Origin of the sequence: Nitratireductor sp. XY-223 (assembly GCF_004959855.1) — a bacterium.
GTDB lineage: Bacteria > Pseudomonadota > Alphaproteobacteria > Rhizobiales > Rhizobiaceae > Hoeflea_A.
In genome coordinates, this window is the sequence record NZ_SPNT01000004.1 from 412,256 (window position 1) to 431,809 (window position 19,554).

Genomic DNA, 19,554 nt, shown 5'->3' on the forward strand with positions numbered 1-19,554 from the left:
GCAGACGGACATATATTTGCGACCACAGAAAGGGGAGAGAATCATGTCTCAAGCGGCAATCGTTCTCATCGGGCGGATCCTGTTGTCCATCATCTTCATCATGGCGGGGCTGGGCAAACTGGGCGATCCGACCGGAAATGCGGCCTATTTCGCCAGTGTCGGCCTGCCGATGGCCAGCCTGCTGGTATGGCTGGTGATCGCACTGGAAGTGCTGGCCGGAATTGCCATTCTGATCGGCTTCATGACGGCGCCTGCGGCCTATCTGCTGGCGCTGTTCTGCATCGCCTCGGCGGTGGTGGCGCATTTCGATTTCGGCGACCAGGTGGAGATGATCATGTTCATGAAGAACCTGGCCATGGCCGGCGGCTTCCTGGTGCTTGCGGCGAACGGCCCGGGCAGCATCTCGGTCGATGCGCGCCGCGCGGGCTGACCGCACTCGAAGTTAACCATGCAACAACAAAGGCCGCGGACGACAATATCGTCCGCGGCCTTTGATTTTCCGTTTCCGGCAATTCAGTTGCGGAATATCGTCGCCAGTACGTCCACGCCGCGTTCGCGGTAATAGCGCGAGGCGTTGCGCCCGCTCGGGCCGATGACAATCACCTTCGCGCCGATCGGCGTGCGCCTGTAGAGGTGCTTGACGTCGCTGTTCATCATGCGGATGCAGCCCGAGGACATATTCTGCCCGATCGTCCAGGGCTGATTGGTTCCGTGGATCCGGTAGATCGTGTCGCGCCCGCCCCGGTGCAGATAAAGCGCACGGGCGCCGAGCGGGTTGTTAATGCCGCCCTTCATGTAGGTTGGAATGATGCGGCCCTTCTTGCGTTCGCGGGCGATCATCCGGGCGGGTGGGCGCCAGTCCGGCCATTCGGCCTTGCGGCCGACCTTGACGGTCCCTGCCCAGCCGAAACCTTCGCGGCCGACCCCGACGCCGTAGCGCGTGGCGCGGCCATTGCCCTCGATGAAATAGAGGAATTTCCGGCTGGTATCGATGATGATCGTGCCGGGACGCTCTTTTGTCTCGATGCGGACTTTCTTGCGAAGATATTGCTGCTTGGGCCGCTTGGTCGAGACCTTGATGACGTCGGTGCCGACATGCTGGCGGGCCAGCACGTCGTCGCGCATGAAGGCATTGGCGACACCCGTCGCGGCCACCGACACGGCAACCAGCGTGACAACGAGCAACGGAGCTACGAAATTCCTCACTGTCATTCTCCCCTCTCTTTTATCGGAGGCAGCGTATCATCAGTACGCCGGCTTTCAAGAATTGACAGCGAAAATAAAGCGAAAGTGATTTCGATCGGGCAGTCGCTGTGGCGAAAATCTACCACTCAATATTTAGGGGACCGGAATTTTACTTCCGGTCCCCCGTTTGATCCGTCCCCGAGACTATATAACGATGACCTTCGTGCCGTTGCCGACGCGCTCGTAGAGATCGACGACGTCCTCGTTGCGCATGCGGATGCATCCCGACGAGACGGCAGCACCGATGGTCCAGGGCTGGTTGGTGCCGTGGATGCGGTAGAGCGTCGAGCCGAGATAGAGCGCCCGGGCGCCCATCGGATTCGCCGGTCCGCCCGGCATGTAGGTCGGAAGGATGCGGCCCTTCTTCTTCTCGCGCGCAATCATCTGCGCCGGCGGGCGCCAATCCGGCCATTCCGCCTTGCGGGTGACACGGTGCGTGCCGGCCCATTCGAAACCAGGCTTGCCGACGCCGACGCCGTATCGGCGGGCCTTGCCGTTGCCAAGGACGAGGTAGAGGAAGCGGTTGGGCGTATCGATGACAATCGTCCCCGGTTTCTGGCCGGTCGGATAATCGACGATCTGCGGCAGGTAGACCGGGTTCATCTTCGGCGCCTGCCGCGTGCGCGACGTGCGCACCGAGGCGACGCGGGCGTTCTGTCGCCGGTTCACCGTTTGCCGGCTGATCGTGCGGCGCTGGCGAACGACGGTCCCGGCGCCGTGCGCCGTTCCGTTCTGCCGCAACTGGGTGACCCACGGCGCCGTCAGATCCGGGCTCAGGACCACCGGCGGGCGCTGGCCGTACCGGTCCTGCGCGCTCGCACCGAGGGTCAGGGCGGCGATACAAAGCGCCGAAAAGATTATGGTTTTGATGTTCATCGGACGATACCTCTACCTTTCGTCAGACAAAGTTCCACCGCACGCGTTCCAGCCTTGGAACGCGCGGGCATGCTCAATGTTCTGGCGACGACACTGGCGGCTTTTGGAGACTCAAAAGTGAATCGAAACCGATAAAATGCGATTCGCACGGGAAAGCTCCCGGCAAGGTTATCGGCGGGTTGATAAAGCCGGTTAACACGAACTAAACGGATGTCGATGAGGCATTAACGACAGAAATCCTGAGGAATAATCATGTCGAATTCCGGACTGATCGAAGGCGAGGACAGCCAGCTTCGCTGCTTCTGGTATGGCAACAAGGACGACTATCTGCACTATCACGACAGGGAGTGGGGCCGGCCCGTCGACGACGACACGAGATTGTTCGAGAAGATCTGCCTCGAGGGCTTCCAGTCTGGGCTTTCATGGCTGACGATCCTGCGCAAGCGGGAGAATTTCCGAGCCGCCTTCGCCGGTTTCGACTTCGAGAAAGTCGCCGGCTTCGGCGATGCCGACGTGGAAAGGCTCGTCACCGATGCCGGCATCATCCGCCACCGCGGCAAGATCACCTCGACCATCAACAATGCGAAGCGGGCACTGGAACTGCGCGACGAGTTCGGCTCGCTCGCCGCCTATTTCTGGTCCCACGAGCCGGGCCCTGAGGACCGCCCTGCCCGGCTCGACCATGCCACGCTGATGACGCTCGGCAAGACTGAGATTTCCACGGCGATTTCGAAGGACCTGAAGAAACGCGGCTGGAGCTTCGTCGGCCCGACAACCGTCTACGCCTTCATGCAGGCCATGGGTCTCGTCAACGATCACATCGGGGGCTGTTTCGTGCGCGATGAGGTCGAAGCCGAGCGCCGGGCATTCCAGCGCCCTCAGCCGAAGGCGGGTGCGCGGTGACAATCGAACTTGCTGCGGTGCATGCAATCGGCTAGGAAAGCCGCGCTCGTTGCAAACGCTTTACCGCTAATTCAAAGCACATTACCGCCGGACCCTTCGACATGGGCGAAAAGAAGAAAAAACCGCAAAAACTGAAGGCGCGCCTGCCGCGCGGCTTCGTCGACCGTTCGGCCGCCGATATCCGCGCGAGCGAGACCATGATGGCCAGCATCCGCCGGGTGTTCGAACTTTACGGGTTCGACCCGGTGGAGACGCCGATGTTCGAATACACCGACGCGCTGGGCAAGTTCCTTCCCGATGCCAACCGGCCGAACGAGGGCGTCTTTTCGCTGACCGACGACGACGATCAGTGGATGAGCCTGCGCTACGATCTTACCGCGCCGCTGGCGCGCCACGTCGCCGAGAATTTCAACGACATCCAGCTTCCCTTCCGCAGTTACCGCGCAGGCTGGGTGTTCCGCAACGAGAAGCCGGGCCCGGGACGGTTCCGCCAGTTCATGCAGTTCGATGCCGATACGGTCGGCGCGGCCGGCGTACAGGCCGATGCCGAGATGTGCATGATGATGGCCGACACCATGGAGGCGCTGGGGATACCGCGCGGCGACTATGTAATCCGCGTCAACAACCGCAAGGTGCTCGACGGCGTGATGGAGGCGATCGGCATCGGCGGCGACGCACACGCTGAAACGCGCCTGACGGTGCTGCGCGCCATCGACAAGCTGGACAAGTTCGGGTCGGACGGCGTGCGGCTCTTGCTCGGCGAAGGCCGCAAGGACGAAAGCGGCGATTTCACCAAGGGCGCCGGACTTGATGAACCGGCAATCGAGCGTGTTATCGCCTTCGTCGAAGCCGCAGGCGCCGACGGCGCACAGACGATCGAAAATCTCCAGAGGGTAGTAGGCGAAGACGGCGGCCGCGGCGGCGAGGGCATCGCCGAGCTCGGGCAGATCGCCAGTCTTGTCGCCGCCGCTGGCTATGACGACGGAAGGGTCAAGATCGATCCGTCCGTCGTGCGCGGCCTCGAATATTACACCGGCCCCGTCTACGAGGCGGAGCTCCTGTTCGACGTCACCAATGAGAAGGGGCAGACCGTCCAGTTCGGCTCCGTCGGCGGCGGCGGCCGCTATGACGGGCTCGTTTCCCGCTTCATGGGTCAGCCCGTGCCGGCCACCGGCTTCTCGATCGGCGTGTCGCGGCTGATGACGGCGCTCAAGAACCTCGGCAAGCTCGGGGACGAGGAAGCGCCGGCGCCCGTTGTCGTGTGCGTCATGGACCGCGATATCGACAGCATGGGCCATTACCAGCGCTTCGTCAGCCGGTTGCGGGACGCCGGCATCCGCGCCGAGATGTTCCAGGGCAATCCGAAGAACTTCGGCAAGCAGCTGCAATATGCCGACCGGCGCGGCAGTCCCGTCGCCATCATCCAGGGCTCGCAGGAGCGATCGGAAGGCACGGTGCAGATCAAGGACCTGATCGAGGGCAAGCGGCTCTCGGGCGAGATCGAGGACAATGCAGCCTGGCGCGCCGCAAGGCCGGCGCAGGTCCAGGTGCCGGAAGACGAACTCGTCGCGGAAGTGCAAAAAATCCTCGACGCGCAGGCGCAGGACCGCGAGCAGGGCCAATGACGCTGAAGCAGCCGGAGTTCGCCGATGACATCCTGTCGTTGTTTTCCCAGCGCAGCACACAGACGGTCGACATTCCGGTCATCCAGCCCGCCGATCCGTTCCTGGACATGGCGGGCGAGGATCTCAGGCGGCGGATTTTCCTCACCGAGAGCGAGACCGGCCAGAGTCTTTGCCTGAGGCCGGAATTCACCATCCCCGTGTGCCTGCGCCATATCGAGCTCGCATCCGGAACGCCCCAGCGCTATGCCTACCTCGGCCAGGTTTTCCGCCAGCGCCGCGACGGCGGCAACGAGTTCTTCCAGGCCGGAATCGAGGATCTCGGCAACGCCGACACGGCCGCCGCCGACGCCGCGGCAATCATGGACGCCGGCGACACGCTGTCGGTGCTCCTGCCGGGCACCGCACTGGCGACAACGATCGGCGACCAGACGGTCTTCGAGGCCGTGGTCGCGGCGCTCGGTCTGCCGGACGGCTGGCAGACTCGCCTGATCCGCGCCTTCGGCGATCAGGACCAGCTCGACGCGCTGCTTGCCGGGCTGTCTCAGCCGCCTATCGATGTGCCGGGACTGGACGATGAAGCCGCCGCCCTGCTCGCCACGGGAGACGAAGCCGGTCTGGCGGCGCTGATCGACACACGCATGACCGCCACCGGATACCTTTCCAATGCAAGCCGCACGCCGGCGGAGATTGCCGGCCGACTGATCGAGAAGGCGCGCCTTTCCAGCGCCCATCTCGACGCCAAGGCGCTGGACGTCCTGAAGACCTTTCTCGCGCTGAATGCGCCGCTTGCCGATGCGCCGGGGGCGCTCGCAGCCTTTGCCCGCATTGCCGGAATCGACATCAGCGCGGCGCTCGCCGGTTTCGACGAACGCGTGGCGGCCCTTAAGGACATCGGCTTCGATGCCTCGACGGCCCGCTACCGCGCCGCTTTCGGCCGGCCGCTCGATTATTATACCGGGCTGGTGTTCGAGGTAACGGCGCAAGGTTCGGTGCTCGCCGGCGGCGGACGCTTCGACCGGCTGCTGACGCTGCTTGGCGCGCGAACCGCGATCCCCGCCGTCGGCTTTTCGCTGTGGCTCGACCGGATCGCGAACATGCGGGCACAGGCGAACGGGGGCGCGGGCCGATGAGCGTGACCATCGCCGTTCCCTCCAAGGGCCGCATGAAGGACGACGCCACCGCCGTTTTCGAGCGCGCCGGGCTGAAGATCGCATCGATCGGCAATGACCGCTCCTATCGCGGCGTCCTCAAGGACATGCCCGACGTCGAAGTGGCCTATCTGTCAGCCTCCGAGATCGCCCGCGAGCTCGGCAATGGCGGTGTCGATCTCGGCATCACCGGCGAGGACCTGGTGCGCGAGGATCTCGGCGCCGCCGAGGAGCAGGTCGAGATCTGCGCCCGCCTCGGTTTCGGCAATGCCGACGTGGTGGTTGCCGTGCCGGAAGTCTGGCTCGACGTCGACACAATGGCCGATCTCGGCGATGTCGCCTCGCATTTCCGCTCCCGCCACGGCCGGCGTCTCAGGATCGCCACCAAGTACTGGCGCCTCACCCAGCAGTTCTTCTCCGCCCAGCACGGCATCCAGGTCTACCGCATCGTCGAAAGCCTCGGCGCGACGGAGGGCGCGCCGGCATCCGGCCAGGCGGACATCATCGTCGACATCACCTCGACCGGTTCGACCCTCAAGGCCAACCACCTGAAGGTCCTCTCCGACGGGGTTATCCTGAATTCGGAAGCCTGCCTGGTGCGGGCGAGATCCGGGGGCCGAAGCCCGGAAGACGAAGCGGCGCTCGCAAGAATCGTCGACAGTGTGCGCGGCGCGTTAGGCTGACAGCTCTTCCGGTTTCGGGCCGCCATGGGCCCAGTCCAGCAGCTTCACCGTGTGAACCACCGGCAGGCCGGTGCCCTGGCCGATCTGGGTGATGCAGCCGACATTGCCGGTGGCCACAAGATCGGCGCCGGTCGCCTCGATGTTGCGGACCTTGCGGTTGCGCAACTCCCCCGCGATGTCGGACTGCATGATGTTGTAGGTGCCGGCCGAGCCACAGCAAAGATGTCCCTCGGCGGGCTCCGCCACCTCGAACCCGGCGGCACGCAGAAGGTCCTTCGGCTGGCAGGTGATCTTCTGGCCGTGCTGCATGGAGCAGGCCGAATGGTAGGCGACCTTGAGGCCGGGTGTGAGGACCGGTTCCGGCAAGTCGAGCGTCGCCAGATATTCCGTAACATCCTTGGCAAGCGCAGACACGGTTGCCGCCTTTTGTGCGTAGGCGGGATCGTCGCGCAGCATGTAGCCGTAGTCCTTGATCGTCGTGCCGCAGCCGGAGGCGGTGATGATGATAGCGTCGAGCCCGCCGTCGCCGAACTCGCGCATCCACACGTCGATGTTGCGGCGGGCGGCATCGAGCGCCTCCTCCTCGCGGCCCATATGGTGGACGAGCGATCCGCAGCAGCCCTCGCCCCGCGGCACCACCACCTCGATGCCGAGCCGGTTTAGAAGGCGCACCGCCGCCCGGTTGGTCTCGGGCTCCAGCACCGGCTGCGCGCAGCCGCCGAGAATGGCGACCCGCCCGGCCCTTTCTCCTTCCGGCGGGTGGCTGCCGAAGGCGATCCGGCTGGAGGCCGGCGCCAGTTTTCGGGGCGCAAGGTCGAGCATGGCGCCGACCGGCTTCAGACCGGGCAGCGCCTTGAAGAGCGGCGCCAGCGGCCTTGCGATCCGTGCCATGAAGACGGCCGCCCGGAAGCGCCCGGGAAAAGGCAGAACCAGGGCGAGAACGAACCGGTTCAGCCGGTTGAAAAAGGGCCTTTTATAGGTCTTTTCGATATGGGCGCGGGCGTGATCGACAAGATGCATGTAGTGGACGCCCGAGGGGCATGTGGTCATGCAGGCCAGGCACGACAGGCAGCGGTCGATGTGCTTGACGATTTCGGCATCCGCCGGCCGGCCGTTCTCCAGCATGTCCTTGATGAGATAGATGCGCCCGCGCGGGCTGTCGAGCTCGTTGCCGAGCGTCACATAGGTCGGGCACGTCGCGGTGCAAAAGCCGCAATGGACGCATTTGCGCAAGATCTTTTCGGCTTCGGCAACGCTGCTGTCGGCAAGCTGTTCGGCCGAGAAATTCGTCTGCATGCAATGCGTCCCTCTTCGGTCAGATGAGCCAGGTTTCCACGTTCTGGACCGGCTCCTTGCGTCCGGCCGCCTGCAGCCCCTTGAGACAGCGGATCACGAACCAGACCAGTACCGCGATCGCCAGCAGGAAACCGATGAAAACGAAGGCGGTCACGAAGCAGATGAACGAATAGAGCAATCCCATCCAGAAGGTACGGATCGCGTAGGTGTAGTGGTTGTCGATCCAGTCTTCCGAATTGCCCCGGTTCATATAGGCCATGACCATGCCGACGATCAGCGGCAGGAAGGCGGTGATCAGGCTGACGAGATAGAGGATATAGACAAGCTGCACGTTCTTCTGGCCCGGCTCGATCCAGCTCTGCGCCTCGGTCTGCAAGTCGTTCGGCTGTTGGTCGCTCATGGATACACCTCCTGCGGTTGTGCGTTGCAAAAACACCCTATCACAGGTCCGCGGCCAGACGACCGGGGTTGAGAATGAACTGTGGATCGAACTGTTCCTTGAGCCGGCGGTTGAGCGCCGCGAGGGCCGGATCGGCGGGTTCGAAGACTGGGACCTCGGCCCGCACCGCATCGCCGGCGCGCACCAGGGTCGCGTGTCCGCCGCCGAGCGCCTTGATGCCTTTGCGGATCAGATCGGCCTCGGGATCGGCTTCCATGCGCAACCACAGCAGTCCGCCCTGCCAGTCGTAATAGGCATCGACGCCGGCCCTGAGGCGCAGGCCCGCGACAAGCTGGTGACCGGCGTCCGGCGCAACGGAGACGCGCCACACGGCCCGTTCGGTTCCGTCGCAGAACGGCTTGACGTCGCGGATCTCGCGCCAGAGCGCCCGCGACATATCCTGATCGAGCGGGACAATGTCGCCGTAAGCGTCGAGCATGCGCGTAAGGTTGGCGGCCCGGTACTCCACCGATTGCGGAACGCCCTCGAGACGCAGTACCGTCGCTGGCCCGCCGGCAAGCGCGCCGTCGACAAACCTGCCGCGCACGCTTTCCGGCAAGTGCGCCGCCGAGGAGGCCTCCGCGTTCGAGCCCATCGCCTCGGCCATCACATGTGCGGCGTCGGCATCGTTGAGCCCGCTGACGACGAGCGTCGTCTCGGTTCCGGCGCGCGGCAGCACCTTGAAGGTTACCTCCGAGAACACGGCGAGCGTGCCCCACGACCCGGAAAGGCCGCGCGACAGGTCATATCCGGTGACGTTCTTGACGACCCTTCCGCCCGACTTGATGACATCGCCCCGGCCGGTGACGGCGCGGATGCCGAGCACGTGGTCGCGCGCCGCGCCTGATTTCAGGCGGCGGGGGCCCGACAGGTTTGCGGAAAGCACCGCACCGAGCGTGCCGCGCTCGCGCTCGTTGCTGCCGAGCAGCGCGCGGTAATCCAGGGGCTCGAACTGCAGTTCCTGGCCGTTCTCGGCCAGCAAGGCCTCGATTTCGTCGAGGGCGGTGCCGGCCCGTGCCGTCAGAACGAGTTCCTCCGGCTCGTAGAGCGTGACGCCGGAGAGGGCTGACATGTCTATCCGGTGGGCCGCTTTGCACGGATTGCCGATCGTCCGCTTGGATCCGTGGCCAAGGATTTCCACCGGCGCCTCTTCGGATACCGCCCATGCCACCGCATCGCGCAGTTGGTCCTCGTTTTCCGGCCGGAATGTCTGGCTGGTGTCGGTCATCGCCGTCAAAACCGCGGAATATCGGGAAAGGGCATCTGCCCGCGCGAGATATGCATGCGCCCCATTTCGGCGCAGCGGTGCAGCTCGGGGAACATCTTGCCGGGATTGAGCAGGTGCTGGCTGTCGAAGGCGCATTTGACGCGGATCTGCTGGTCGAGGTCCTGCTTGTTGAACATGGCCGGCATCAGGTCGCGCTTCTCCACCCCGACGCCGTGTTCGCCGGTCAGCACGCCGCCGACCTCGACGCAAAGGCGCAGAATGTCGTTGCCGAATTCCTCGGCGCGCTCGAGCTCGCCCGGCCGGTTGGCGTCGTAGAGGATGAGCGGATGCAGGTTGCCGTCGCCGGCGTGGAAGACATTGGCCACCGCGAGCCCGTGCTTCTCGGACAGGGTCCGCATGCCGGCGAGCACCTCGGGCAGCTTCTTGCGCGGGATCGTGCCGTCCATGCAGTAGTAGTCCGGCGAAATGCGCCCGACCGCCGGAAAGGCCGCCTTGCGCCCGGCCCAGAAGGTCTGCCGCTCCTCCTCGCTGTTCGAGACACGCGACATGGTGGCGCCGTTGTCGCCGGCGATGCGCTGGACCTCCCTGATCAGGTGATCGACCTCGGCCTCCGGGCCGTCCAGTTCGACGATCAGCAGCGCCTCGACGTCGAGCGGATAACCGGCATGGACGAAATCCTCGGCCGCCTTTATCGACAGCCGGTCCATCATCTCGATGCCGCCGGGGATGATGCCGGCGCCGATGATGTCGGCGACGCACTGGCCGGCCGCCTCGCTGGTCGGGAAGCCGACCAGCATGGCACGGGCGGTCTCGGGTTTCTGCAGGATGCGCACGGTCACTTCGGTGACGACGCCGAGCAGGCCCTCCGATCCGGTCATCAGGCCGAGGATGTCATAGCCCGGACTGTCCAGGTGACGCCCGCCTAGTCGGATGATCTCGCCGTCGATGAGGACCATCTCGATGCCGAGCACGTTGTTGGTCGTCAGCCCGTATTTCAGGCAATGCACGCCGCCGGCATTCTCGGCGACATTGCCGCCGATCGAACAGGCGATCTGCGAAGACGGATCGGGGGCGTAGTAGAAACCGCGCCCGGACACCGCATCGGTGATGCCGAGATTGGTCACGCCCGGCTGCACGACGGCGACGCGATTTTCGTAGTCGATGTCAAGCACCCTGTTGAAGCGGGACATGACGAGGAGCACGGCGTCTTCCAACGGCAGCGCGCCGCCGGACAGCGACGTTCCGGAGCCGCGCGGCACGACGCGGATGCCGTTCTTGTGACAATATCGTAGGACACGCGAAACTTCCCTGACGGTCTGCGGCAGCACCACCACCAGCGGGAGTTGGCGATAGGCCGTCAGCCCGTCCGTCTCGAAGGCGCGCATTTCATTTGTCGTATCCACGACGCCTTCGCCGGCGACAATGTCGCGCAGATCGGCGACGATCGCGGCTCGACGCTTCAGAACCTTGCCGTCCGGATCGGGCATTTTCGGGGATGTCATGACGTCCTCCCGGGATTTCGCCTACTAATGGTCAATTTTTTTTACCAGTCAAGTTTTATTGCCGATTTCCGTTGCGGCAAATCGCGCATCGGGTCCATAAATCGGCGCCGAAACAACAAAATGATACCCGAGGCCATGACCAAATTCGACGATCTGGAAATCTTCGCGCAAGTCGTATCCGCCGGCAGCCTGTCGGCCGCCGGACGCGAACTCGGCCTGTCACCGGCAGTGGTATCGAAACGCCTGCGGCGTCTTGAAGAACGGATCGGCACACGGCTGATCCAGCGCACCACACGGCAGATCTCGCTGACCGAGGCCGGCCAGGGCTACTACGAGCGCATTGTCGCGGTGCTTGCCGGCATCGAGGAGGCGGAGGCCTTCGTTTCCCGCCGCTCGCAGCAGGCCCGCGGCATACTCAAGGTCTCGGCGCCGACCTCCTTCGGGCGCATGCATATCGCACCGCATCTCAAGGCCTTCATGCGCGCCAATCCGGACCTTTCGGTCAACCTGGCGCTGACCGACCGGTTCGTCGATATTGTCGCCGACGGTTTCGATGTCGCGATCCGCATCGCCGAACTGTCCGATTCAAGCCTGGTAGCGCGGCGGCTGGCGCCGGTTCGGCGCATCCTGTGCGCGACGCCCGGATACGTCGCCGCCCACGGCATGCCGGAAAGCATCGAGGACCTCGACCGGCACATCTGCCTCGCGCCCCACAACAACGAGCCGTGGAAACTCGAGGGACCGGACGGATCGTTGATCTACCGCCCGAGCGGCCCGCTGCTGACCAATTCCAGCGAGGTGATCCGCGAATGCACCATCGCCGGCCTCGGCATCGCGCTGCGCTCGACCTGGGACATCGCGAAGGAGTTGAAGGACGGCCGGCTGGTGCGGGTGCTGCCCGCCTATCGCGGCTCGCGCAACGTCGCGGTCTATGCGGTCTATGCGAGCCGGCGCTTCCTGCCGACCAAGGTGCGGGTGTTCGTCGACTACATGTCGGAGCTGTTCGGACCCCGGCCCTACTGGGAAAAGTAGGGCAGGTCTCCGTTGCAACCAGCGGCCCGGTTGCGATGGTCGGGCGGAATCAATTCACGCGCTTCGTCAGTTCCACCTGGCCGGTGCAGTCCGGTTTCGTTCCGACGAAGCGCCCGTTCCCTGCGCTTCCCGACAAAACACCTGATTGGGTGTTCAGCGACTGGCCTTCCTTGGTAAATACTTCAATTGAAAAGGCCCCGTCAGCATCAACCGTTCCCCTTTTTGGCCGACGATGTGCCGGCTCGTCTATCACGCCGTTGGCGACATTTACCGAATAGCTGATGTCCTCATTCGTGCGGCAGCCGGTTCTGGAGTGCACGGATACGTCCCAGCGCCCGTCAAATCCGCCGGCCTGCGATGCGGTCTCCGCCCACGGCCACCAGATCCAGAGCGCGGCTAAAGCCAAGAGAGCAGCAACCGCAAGGCCGGCGAACGTCCGCAAATTGCCGACGGGCCGAGCCTTGGCGCTTTCCCGGTCCGCGCCGCTTTTGACGGTGACCTGTCCGCGGCCGATACGGTACGCGGACACCGGCTCGGGAATGTTCTTGACCGATTGGGGTCCAAGGTCGGAAAATTCAACGGACAGTTTGTTCTTGACCTGTTCGAACGTGCTGCCGGATATGCAAATTCCGCCGCGATCGGCGAGACCTTCGAGGCGAGCGGCAATATTGACGCCGTCCCCGAACAGATCCTCGCCCTCGATCATGACATCCCCGACATTGATCCCTATGCGGAACCACATCTGGTCGTTTTCCTCCTGCTCGGCGTTGCGAACCGCCAGGTCTTCCTGGACCGAGATCGCGCATCGAACCGCCTCCACAGCGCTGGTGAATTCCGCGAGCACGGCATCGCCAGCAGTGTTGAATATCCGTCCACCATGCTTGGAGATCATCTCTTCGAACACGCCCCGGTAGGTGCGCAGATTTCGGAGGGTCCGCTCCTCATCGGACGCCATGAGGCGGCTGTATCCGACCACGTCAGCGGCAAGTATGGTCGTCAGTTTCCGGTTGTTCACAGGTGCCACCTGTTGGTTGCCACGACGATTGTCCAGACGTGGATGCTTGTCGCGTTCACAGCCCGGCACCGGTCGGGTGCTCCTTGCACGCATTTTCCGCGGGCGCGGCTTTATGCAATCCGTTCCCGGGAACCACTTCAACCGTCTACTATAGTCGTTTTGACAGGTGCAGTCTGCAACGGATGCACACAACCTGCGCGGCGAAATTCCAAACAGGCTGATATGCGCTTGTTGGAGGAACCTTCGCCGATCTGGCATAATGCAGCCTCGGGGTTAACTAAACGGGAGCATCCAACATGCGATATCCGTTGCTGTTCTTGTTGTCCGCCGCTCTCCTATGGTCGATGCCCACCCGGGCGGCAGACGCACCGCTTGTCATTCTTGTGCCGGGCGGGAAAGGCGCGCCGCAAAAGGCTGGATTTCTGATGCGGAACAAGGGCGCATTCGACCGCGCAGGCTTCAATACCTTGGTCAGCAGCACCGCGAAGGCAGCCGCGAAAGCGGCCAGATCCGCCAGCAATAGCGGGCAGAAGGTGTTCTTCGTCGGAATGAGCATAGGGGTGATCAAGTCGTCTGCCGCACTGGGAAACGGCGCTCCGGCCGACGGAGCCGTCTTCTTCTCCGGCAACTACCAGCGGGCGCGTTCCCTGCTCAAATCACCTGCGAACCTTCCACCGACCCTGCTGGTGCACCACCGGAACGACAAGTGCCCCGGAACAACGCCGGCGAATGTGGAGCCCTTCAGGCAATGGTCCAATGGCAGGGTTGAGAAGATCGTCTGGATCAAAAGCACCGGCAGCAGTCGGGCTCCGCCCTGTGGCGCCGTCGGAGCGCACGGGTTCTTCAGGAAAGACCAGCAGCCAATCGCTGCCGCCATCGCATTCATAAGAGCGCACTGATTTCGTTCTTATGGTGTGCGGTGCGCTTCGATCAACGCACCGAGGCTGCGGCGCTGCCGACCTTCCCCATCGAAGTTCCCAGGCTCAAGCCAGGCCGTGTAAGCCTTTTCAAGCGCCGGCCAGTCGCGGTCGAGGATCGAGAACCAGGCCGTGTCGCGGTTGCGGCCCTTGTAGACGATCGCCTGCGGAAAGAGCCCGTCATAGCGGAAACCAAGCCGCGCCGCGGCGCGCCGCGACGGTGCGTTCAGTGCGTCGCATTTCCATTCGTAGCGGCGATAGCCGAGGTCGCCCATCACGTGCCGCATCATCAGGAACATCGCCTCGGTCGCCGCGGGCGTGCGCTGCAGCAGCGGCGAATAGACGATACCGCCGACCTCGATGACCCCGTGCGCGGGCTGCAGGCGCAGATAACAGGCGATTCCCCGCGCCTCGCCGGTCGTGCGGTCGACAATGGCGAAATAAGGCTGGTTCTCGTCCCGGGCCGCTTCTTCGATCCAGCCGCGGAAGCGCGCGAAATCGTCAAACGGCCCCATGGGAACATAAGTCCAAAGCACGCCCTCGGCGTCATGCCGATAGGCCTTGAAGAGCGTTTCGGCGTGCCGGTCCGCGTCCAGCGCCTCGACGCGGCAGAACCGGCCCTCCATCGTCTCGCGACCCGGAAGCGCCCGCGGCGTCCAGTCCGGCACGTCTTCGCCGATCGGCTGTCCGTGTTCATTGATGCGCTGGCTCATTTCCGCGGTCTCCGTTCCTGCAAACCGTGGCATGTTTGCGCCGATTTCGGTTTTTCGTTAACCGCCAAAACCCCAAAAAATGGTCAGTCCAATCTTCCGCAACCGGTGAGCGACAGAATATTCGCCTTCAGGGACGCAAGCAGCACGCGCAGGTGCGCTTCATCGTTCGCGGTGTCGCGCAGGCCGATCGACGCATGCTGGATAAAATCGGCATAGTCGTCGACGCCAAGGCCGGCCAGCCTGATCCTGTCCCCGTATGGAGCAAGGATCTCGGCAATCGCCTCCGCCTTTTGCGCCTGAACTCTTCGGATTTCAGCCTTTCCCGCAGGAGTGTAGCCGCCAATCATATCGGCTGCTTCGGGCGAAGCCCTGACAATGGCGAATGATGCGCAGATCGCGTGTTCGAAATAGACATCCAGCTTGTCGGCGAGACTGTGCGCTCGCTTCCAGCCCTCTTTGACCGCATCCAGCGATTGATCCGAATAAAACCGGATCGCCGCGCACAGCACCGCGTCCTTGTTTGGATAGATCTTGTAAAGCGTTTGCCGCACCAGGCCTGCCTCCGCGGCGATATCGTTCATCGTCGTACGCCGAATGCCATAGCGCATGAACACCTTGATCGCTGCCTTGCAGATATTTTCATCGCGAATTTTCATGGCGTCATATTGACATTTGACGTCTCCATGTCAATGATGGGGACAAAGGGACAATATTTGTCGCCTTGAACCAAATAACTCAACAGGATCTGATCGGCGGTTTCCGGTGCGAATGCCGTCGAAGGCGCAGACAGGAAAGGCCCATTCAATGCTCATCGTGACGGTCGAAGTGGTGTTCGCCGAAGACATCATAGAGGGCGCCAGGGAGGCGTTCAGGATCATGGACGAGGAGACGGCAAAGGAACCCGGCTGCCTGAAATATGTCTCGTCGGTTGACGTCAACGATCCCAAAATCGTGCGGATCTACGAGATGTGGAATTCAATGGAATCGTTGAAGCCGCATTTCGAGACCCCCCAGATGGCCGATTTTCAACGTGCCCTGAGCCAGTTTCCGACGGCTTCCATGGAAGCGAAGGTCTATGAGATCGGCAGCGAACTTCCGTTCCCGAACCAAGCACCATCGGACAACCGCCAACAAATTCACGGGAAATGAAAGGCATCCGACATGATCTCGAAACTGATTCTGGTGTTCCTCGGCCTGCTGTCCCTGCTCTTCGGCGGCTGGGCGGCATCGATCGCGCTGGCCGACACGACGCAGCTTACGAGCACCCTGGGGATGATGGGCGCACTTGGTTATCTGTTTCACGCCGCCGTCATCTTCACGTCGCTGACCTTCCCGGTGCAAATTCGCCGGGTGCTGACGCTGCTGCTGCTTGTCTGGCACGTGCCTGAAGCCATCCTGATCGCCGCCTTCGGCATGGGAATCCCGCAGGACACCCGCCCAGCCGGCATTGCAATCCACTCCGGCTTTGCCCTGCTGGCGCTGCTGTCGTGGTATCTCGCGAAGAATCCACAATCGGTGATCGGGCGGGAGGCAACGAGCTGAGGCACTTCGCATCGACTCGGGCGGTCGCCCGGTTGATGCGGTTTCAACCCGTCTCCGTGTCCTTGTGATGCCTGCGGATGCGGCGCACGAGCAGCCAGATGACAAGCACCACCATCGGCACGGAGGCGCCGGTCGCGAGGCTGGGATTGACCGGAAGCCCCGAATCCTTGGCGGCCTTGGCAACATAGCCGACGAGGCCGACGACATAGTAGGAGACGGCCGCGACGGACAGGCCCTCGACGGTCTGCTGCAGGCGAAGCTGCAGCTTGGCGCGGCGGTCCATCGACTGGAGCAGTTCGCTGTTCTGCTGCTCCAGCTGTAAATCCACCCAGCTCCTCAGCAGCGCCGTCGCGCGGGCGAGCTTGCGCGACAGGTTGGCCTGCCGCTCCTCGATCGACCGGCAGGTGCGCATGGCCGGCGCCAGGCGGCGCTGCAGGAACCCGCCCCAGGTGCCGTAGCCGGCGACGGCCTTTTCGTTAAGGGACGCGATGCGCTCCTGGACAATCCCGTCATAGGCACGGCTCGCGCCGAAGCGGTAGAGGCTGGCGGCGGCGCCGGCCTCGAGTTCGGCGGCCAGTGCGGTGATCTCGCCCAGCATCGTGTCGTTGTCCGATTTGGCTTCCTGCCGCATGCGCTGGGTCACCAGGGTCAGCCCGTCCTCGATACGCCTGATCTGCGGCGACAGCGAATTGGCAAGCGGCAGGCCGAGCATGGCGAGCGTCCGGTAGGTCTCGATCTCGATCAGACGCTGGGCGAGCACGCCGACGCGGGCCGGCGTCAGTCCGTTGTCGAGCAGCAGGATCCGTGTCAGGCCGTCCTTGTCCTGGCGAAAATCGCTCACGGCCGCGGCCGCGCCGTTCTCCAGTTCGGAAAAACACAGGCTCGCCGGGTCGAAGGTGGAGACCATCTTCTCGGCTTCGTCCGTCCACGCCCGCACCTCCAGGCGCACGCCCGATATGAGGCTGCCGGGCGGGCTGAAACCGTCCCCGAACGGATGGTCGACGATCTCGCCGCCGAACTGCGCCGGAACCGGTCCCTCGTAGAAATAGGTCGAGAATTCCGTGTGCCGCTCCCAGCGCAGCGAGCCGTTGCCCCAGCGCATGACATAGTGCCGGGCGTCGGCCTGCGGCGCGGCGACCCCGCGCGCCCGCGCCAGTTCGGCAAGCACGGCATTGTCGACGGACGCACCGCCATCGGTCATGAAGGCAAGCTGCAGGACGACCCGCGGGGATTCGATCAACGGATAGGGCCTGGCGTGCACCTCGCCCAGCGCCAGGGGCCGGTCCCTGGCGACCGGAAATCCAAAACTGCCGCTGGCCATGTCCGTCCCTCAAGAAAATCCCCGGCTTTTTATGCCGCATCGTGACCGACGGCAACACCGGCAGGATGTTTAATGCGCAGAAATGGCGACACGGCCGGCGAATTTCCTCGTTTGCCGGGGCGCCGCGGTGCCGGTTGTCGGCAGCTGCCGCCTAACTGGACATATTTATTGACCAATTTCGTACGGCCTTGCTAGCATCCGAAAAGTTGGGGCGGGCCGCCGTGCCCGCCGACACAAACCGGAAGGAACGGTTCCAAACGCCATGGCCGACGACATATTCTCACGCATCGATCACGGCCGCACCTCCGACGAGGTCGTGCAGCAGGTGGAATCCCTCATCCTCGACGGGGTCCTGCGGGTCGGCGACCGGCTGCCGGGCGAGCGCGACCTGTCGCGCCGGCTCGACGTGTCGCGGCCGATCCTGCGCGAGGCGATCAAGACGCTCGAACAAAGGGGACTGCTTATCAGCCGCCACGGCGGCGGCACGTTCATAGCCGACGTGATCGGCGAGATCTTCAGTCAGCCGGTGATGGACCTGATCGGCCGGCACCGGCGGGCGACCTATGACTACCTGGAGTACCGCCGCGAGGTCGAAGGCTTTACCGCCGCCTTCGCGGCGCAGCGCGCGACGGCGGCGGATACGGACCTGCTCACGGAAATCGTCGAGCAGATGCGCGTCGCCCACGCGGATGCGGATTTCGAGCGTGAGGCCGCGCTCGATGTCGAATTCCACAACGCGGTCGGCGAGGCGGCGCACAACATCATCCTGCTGCACACGCTGCGGTCCTGTTACCGGCTGCTCAGCGACGGCGTCTTCTTCAACCGCGCTCTCATCTTCCAGTTCTCCGGCACCGGGGACAAGCTGCTGGAACAACATATCGCGATTTTCGAAGCCATCCTTGCCGGCGATGCGGACACGGCGAAGAAACGCGCGGAACAGCATATCGAATCGGTTGCGCGCACGCTGCGGGAGGCGGAACGCGCCAGCGACTGGGCCCGCGTGTCCAGCCTGCGGCTTCAGCAACGGTGCAAGAACGGCGCGACCGAGCAACCCAAAAAGAAACCGCGGCCGGCGGCAAAATAACCCGCGCCGGATCCATCATCGTGCATGACGAACGGCGGACGCGATGTCCCGTTGTACACGGCGAGACAAAAAATCCGCGCGTTGAATTTCGCGGTTCAAACGCATGAAACCATTGGTTTGCCAGCAAATAGCGATGGTTAGACCAAATTGGTACCACACAGGCTTTTGCATTCTGCGCTTGTGTCGGCGTGACTTTTCCGGTTTTGCTGCACGGCCGGTGCGTACCGTCATTTGCTGAGGAGATGCGAAATGCGAATTCTTGTGCTGCAACATGCGGATGTCGAGCATCCCGGATCGCTGCGTCAGATGCTGGCTGACGACGGGCACTCGTGGACGCCTGTCCACCTCGATCAGGGCGAAGACCTTCCGGCCGCCGACGGCTTCGACGCGCTTTGGGTCATGGGCGGCCCCATGGATGTGTGGCAGGAGGACGAATATCCCTGGCTGGCGGCCGAGAAGGCTTTCATAAGAGAAGCCGTGGAGGACCGCGGGATGCCGTTCCTCGGACTTTGCCTGGGCCATCAGTTGCTGGCGGACGCGCTAGGCGGCAAGGTGGGCCCTGCGAAGACCCCGGAAATCGGTGTCCTGCCCGTGGACCTGACGGAGACCGGCGCCACCGGCGTGCTGTTTGACGGGCTGGCTGAACGGTTTCCGACCTTGCAATGGCATTCGGCCGAAGTGCTGCAGATGCCTGAAGGCGCCCGCTGCCTGGCAACGTCAAAGGACTGCGCCGTGCAGGCGATGGTGTGGCAAACGCGCGCCTATTCGTTGCAGTTCCATGTGGAGGTCGAGCAAGACACCTTTCAGAACTGGAAGGCCATTCCTCAATATGAAGATGCCCTTGTCCGCAATCTCGGCAAAGACGGCGCCCGGGACATGGAAAGGGAATGCCAGGCCCATCTCGGACAATTCGAATCCATTGCCGAGCGCCTCTACATCAACTGGCTGCAGGCAACGGCCAACATCTGACCGGAACCCCCTTCCC

Annotated in this window: 21 protein-coding genes; 11 read left to right on the forward strand and 10 right to left on the reverse strand. The window is 63.5% G+C overall.

The features are described 5' to 3' along the window. Positions 1 to 43 precede the first annotated feature (43 nt). Entirely contained in the window at positions 44 to 430 is a 387-nt protein-coding gene (locus E4M07_RS17125; protein WP_136659584.1) for a DoxX family protein, read from the forward strand. A gap of 83 nt (positions 431 to 513) precedes the next feature. Here E4M07_RS17125 and E4M07_RS17130 read toward each other — a convergent pair whose 3' ends face one another. Both E4M07_RS17130 and E4M07_RS17135 read right to left on the reverse strand, forming a co-directional pair. Beyond that, on the reverse strand, positions 514 to 1,125 hold the full coding sequence (locus E4M07_RS17130; protein ID WP_136659643.1) for a L,D-transpeptidase: 612 nt from the start codon (positions 1,123 to 1,125) through the stop codon (positions 514 to 516). 264 nt (positions 1,126 to 1,389) lie between these two features. Beyond that, positions 1,390 to 2,121, reverse strand: a complete 732-nt coding sequence (locus tag E4M07_RS17135; protein ID WP_136659585.1) for a L,D-transpeptidase — start codon at positions 2,119 to 2,121, stop codon at positions 1,390 to 1,392. Positions 2,122 to 2,373: 252 nt separating this feature from the next. On the opposite strand from E4M07_RS17135, the gene E4M07_RS17140 reads away from it, so the two are divergent. The 4 genes from E4M07_RS17140 to hisG all read left to right on the forward strand — a co-directional run bounded on the left by E4M07_RS17140 (position 2,374) and on the right by hisG (position 6,480). Further along, the gene (locus E4M07_RS17140; protein ID WP_136659586.1) at positions 2,374 to 3,024 is read left to right on the forward strand and encodes a DNA-3-methyladenine glycosylase I; all 651 of its coding nucleotides are present in this window, start codon (positions 2,374 to 2,376) and stop codon (positions 3,022 to 3,024) included. A gap of 101 nt (positions 3,025 to 3,125) precedes the next feature. Beyond that, positions 3,126 to 4,649, forward strand: a complete 1,524-nt coding sequence (hisS, locus tag E4M07_RS17145) for a histidine--tRNA ligase (protein WP_136659587.1) — start codon at positions 3,126 to 3,128, stop codon at positions 4,647 to 4,649. Then, positions 4,646 to 5,779, forward strand: coding sequence for an ATP phosphoribosyltransferase regulatory subunit (locus E4M07_RS17150; protein ID WP_136659588.1), 1,134 nt, complete (start codon positions 4,646 to 4,648; stop codon positions 5,777 to 5,779). The genes hisS and E4M07_RS17150 overlap by 4 nt, the downstream gene beginning before the upstream one ends. After that, on the forward strand, positions 5,776 to 6,480 hold the full coding sequence (hisG, locus tag E4M07_RS17155; RefSeq protein WP_136659589.1) for an ATP phosphoribosyltransferase: 705 nt from the start codon (positions 5,776 to 5,778) through the stop codon (positions 6,478 to 6,480). The genes E4M07_RS17150 and hisG overlap by 4 nt, the downstream gene beginning before the upstream one ends. Here hisG and glcF read toward each other — a convergent pair. The 4 genes from glcF to E4M07_RS17175 are packed head-to-tail and all read right to left on the reverse strand — an operon-like array spanning position 6,472 to position 10,945. Next, positions 6,472 to 7,776: a glycolate oxidase subunit GlcF gene (glcF, locus tag E4M07_RS17160; RefSeq protein ID WP_136659590.1), complete on the reverse strand. Its 1,305-nt coding sequence runs from the start codon at positions 7,774 to 7,776 to the stop codon at positions 6,472 to 6,474. The two genes, hisG and glcF, sit on opposite strands and share 9 nt — an antisense overlap. A gap of 19 nt (positions 7,777 to 7,795) precedes the next feature. Then, positions 7,796 to 8,176 carry a DUF4870 domain-containing protein gene (locus E4M07_RS17165; protein WP_136659591.1) on the reverse strand — a complete coding sequence of 127 codons (381 nt, stop codon included), beginning with the start codon at positions 8,174 to 8,176 and terminating at the stop codon, positions 7,796 to 7,798. 40 nt (positions 8,177 to 8,216) lie between these two features. After that, positions 8,217 to 9,443, reverse strand: coding sequence for a glycolate oxidase subunit GlcE (gene glcE, locus E4M07_RS17170; protein ID WP_136659592.1), 1,227 nt, complete (start codon positions 9,441 to 9,443; stop codon positions 8,217 to 8,219). A gap of 5 nt (positions 9,444 to 9,448) precedes the next feature. Next, positions 9,449 to 10,945 (reverse strand): FAD-linked oxidase C-terminal domain-containing protein, encoded by a 1,497-nt coding sequence (locus E4M07_RS17175; protein ID WP_136659593.1) that lies wholly within the window; start codon positions 10,943 to 10,945, stop codon positions 9,449 to 9,451. 135 nt (positions 10,946 to 11,080) lie between these two features. Between E4M07_RS17175 and E4M07_RS17180 the strand changes: the two genes are divergently transcribed. After that, complete coding sequence (locus E4M07_RS17180; RefSeq protein ID WP_136659594.1) at positions 11,081 to 11,977, forward strand: LysR family transcriptional regulator; 897 nt, start codon at positions 11,081 to 11,083, stop codon at positions 11,975 to 11,977. A gap of 49 nt (positions 11,978 to 12,026) precedes the next feature. Here E4M07_RS17180 and E4M07_RS30005 read toward each other — a convergent pair whose 3' ends face one another. Then, the gene (locus E4M07_RS30005; protein WP_348640525.1) at positions 12,027 to 12,992 is read right to left on the reverse strand and encodes an adenylate/guanylate cyclase domain-containing protein; all 966 of its coding nucleotides are present in this window, start codon (positions 12,990 to 12,992) and stop codon (positions 12,027 to 12,029) included. Positions 12,993 to 13,417: 425 nt separating this feature from the next. On the opposite strand from E4M07_RS30005, the gene E4M07_RS17190 reads away from it, so the two are divergent. Beyond that, positions 13,418 to 13,891 carry a hypothetical protein gene (locus E4M07_RS17190; protein ID WP_136659596.1) on the forward strand — a complete coding sequence of 158 codons (474 nt, stop codon included), beginning with the start codon at positions 13,418 to 13,420 and terminating at the stop codon, positions 13,889 to 13,891. Between the two features lie 8 nt (positions 13,892 to 13,899). Here E4M07_RS17190 and E4M07_RS17195 read toward each other — a convergent pair whose 3' ends face one another. Both E4M07_RS17195 and E4M07_RS17200 read right to left on the reverse strand, forming a co-directional pair. Beyond that, positions 13,900 to 14,622, reverse strand: a complete 723-nt coding sequence (locus tag E4M07_RS17195) for a GNAT family protein (RefSeq protein WP_136659597.1) — start codon at positions 14,620 to 14,622, stop codon at positions 13,900 to 13,902. An 83-nt stretch (positions 14,623 to 14,705) separates the two neighbouring features. Further along, positions 14,706 to 15,278 carry a TetR/AcrR family transcriptional regulator gene (locus E4M07_RS17200; protein WP_136659598.1) on the reverse strand — a complete coding sequence of 191 codons (573 nt, stop codon included), beginning with the start codon at positions 15,276 to 15,278 and terminating at the stop codon, positions 14,706 to 14,708. A 148-nt stretch (positions 15,279 to 15,426) separates the two neighbouring features. Between E4M07_RS17200 and E4M07_RS17205 the strand changes: the two genes are divergently transcribed. Together E4M07_RS17205 and E4M07_RS17210 are read left to right on the forward strand one after the other, a co-directional pair. Further along, positions 15,427 to 15,771 carry a putative quinol monooxygenase gene (locus E4M07_RS17205; RefSeq protein WP_169054262.1) on the forward strand — a complete coding sequence of 115 codons (345 nt, stop codon included), beginning with the start codon at positions 15,427 to 15,429 and terminating at the stop codon, positions 15,769 to 15,771. 12 nt (positions 15,772 to 15,783) lie between these two features. Then, positions 15,784 to 16,164, forward strand: a complete 381-nt coding sequence (locus E4M07_RS17210) for a hypothetical protein (protein WP_136659600.1) — start codon at positions 15,784 to 15,786, stop codon at positions 16,162 to 16,164. A gap of 43 nt (positions 16,165 to 16,207) precedes the next feature. Here E4M07_RS17210 and E4M07_RS17215 read toward each other — a convergent pair whose 3' ends face one another. After that, entirely contained in the window at positions 16,208 to 17,485 is a 1,278-nt protein-coding gene (locus E4M07_RS17215; protein WP_136659601.1) for a DUF3422 family protein, read from the reverse strand. A 262-nt stretch (positions 17,486 to 17,747) separates the two neighbouring features. Here E4M07_RS17215 and E4M07_RS17220 point away from each other — a divergent pair, with 262 nt between their 5' ends. Together E4M07_RS17220 and E4M07_RS17225 are read left to right on the forward strand one after the other, a co-directional pair. Beyond that, positions 17,748 to 18,569 carry a FadR/GntR family transcriptional regulator gene (locus E4M07_RS17220; RefSeq protein WP_136659602.1) on the forward strand — a complete coding sequence of 274 codons (822 nt, stop codon included), beginning with the start codon at positions 17,748 to 17,750 and terminating at the stop codon, positions 18,567 to 18,569. A 249-nt stretch (positions 18,570 to 18,818) separates the two neighbouring features. Beyond that, the gene (locus tag E4M07_RS17225) at positions 18,819 to 19,538 is read left to right on the forward strand and encodes a type 1 glutamine amidotransferase (protein WP_136659603.1); all 720 of its coding nucleotides are present in this window, start codon (positions 18,819 to 18,821) and stop codon (positions 19,536 to 19,538) included. The last annotated feature ends 16 nt before the right edge of the window (positions 19,539 to 19,554 follow it).

Bases quoted from the DNA above. Each gene is read 5' to 3' on its own strand.
- E4M07_RS17200 (WP_136659598.1), bottom strand. From the start codon at position 15,278: ATGAAAATTCGCGATGAAAATATCTGCAAGGCAGCGATCAAGGTGTTC.
- E4M07_RS17215 (WP_136659601.1), bottom strand. From the start codon at position 17,485: ATGGCCAGCGGCAGTTTTGGATTTCCGGTCGCCAGGGACCGGCCCCTG.
- E4M07_RS17135 (WP_136659585.1), bottom strand. From the start codon at position 2,121: ATGAACATCAAAACCATAATCTTTTCGGCGCTTTGTATCGCCGCCCTG.
- E4M07_RS17205 (WP_169054262.1), top strand. From the start codon at position 15,427: ATGCTCATCGTGACGGTCGAAGTGGTGTTCGCCGAAGACATCATAGAG.
- E4M07_RS17165 (WP_136659591.1), bottom strand. From the start codon at position 8,176: ATGAGCGACCAACAGCCGAACGACTTGCAGACCGAGGCGCAGAGCTGG.
- E4M07_RS17225 (WP_136659603.1), top strand. From the start codon at position 18,819: ATGCGAATTCTTGTGCTGCAACATGCGGATGTCGAGCATCCCGGATCG.
- E4M07_RS17150 (WP_136659588.1), top strand. From the start codon at position 4,646: ATGACGCTGAAGCAGCCGGAGTTCGCCGATGACATCCTGTCGTTGTTT.
- hisS (WP_136659587.1), top strand. From the start codon at position 3,126: ATGGGCGAAAAGAAGAAAAAACCGCAAAAACTGAAGGCGCGCCTGCCG.
- E4M07_RS17125 (WP_136659584.1), top strand. From the start codon at position 44: ATGTCTCAAGCGGCAATCGTTCTCATCGGGCGGATCCTGTTGTCCATC.
- E4M07_RS17210 (WP_136659600.1), top strand. From the start codon at position 15,784: ATGATCTCGAAACTGATTCTGGTGTTCCTCGGCCTGCTGTCCCTGCTC.
- E4M07_RS17220 (WP_136659602.1), top strand. From the start codon at position 17,748: ATGGCCGACGACATATTCTCACGCATCGATCACGGCCGCACCTCCGAC.
- E4M07_RS17180 (WP_136659594.1), top strand. From the start codon at position 11,081: ATGACCAAATTCGACGATCTGGAAATCTTCGCGCAAGTCGTATCCGCC.
- E4M07_RS17175 (WP_136659593.1), bottom strand. From the start codon at position 10,945: ATGACATCCCCGAAAATGCCCGATCCGGACGGCAAGGTTCTGAAGCGT.
- glcE (WP_136659592.1), bottom strand. From the start codon at position 9,443: ATGACCGACACCAGCCAGACATTCCGGCCGGAAAACGAGGACCAACTG.
- E4M07_RS17195 (WP_136659597.1), bottom strand. From the start codon at position 14,622: ATGAGCCAGCGCATCAATGAACACGGACAGCCGATCGGCGAAGACGTG.
- E4M07_RS17190 (WP_136659596.1), top strand. From the start codon at position 13,418: ATGCGGAACAAGGGCGCATTCGACCGCGCAGGCTTCAATACCTTGGTC.
- hisG (WP_136659589.1), top strand. From the start codon at position 5,776: ATGAGCGTGACCATCGCCGTTCCCTCCAAGGGCCGCATGAAGGACGAC.
- glcF (WP_136659590.1), bottom strand. From the start codon at position 7,776: ATGCAGACGAATTTCTCGGCCGAACAGCTTGCCGACAGCAGCGTTGCC.
- E4M07_RS17130 (WP_136659643.1), bottom strand. From the start codon at position 1,125: ATGCGCGACGACGTGCTGGCCCGCCAGCATGTCGGCACCGACGTCATC.
- E4M07_RS17140 (WP_136659586.1), top strand. From the start codon at position 2,374: ATGTCGAATTCCGGACTGATCGAAGGCGAGGACAGCCAGCTTCGCTGC.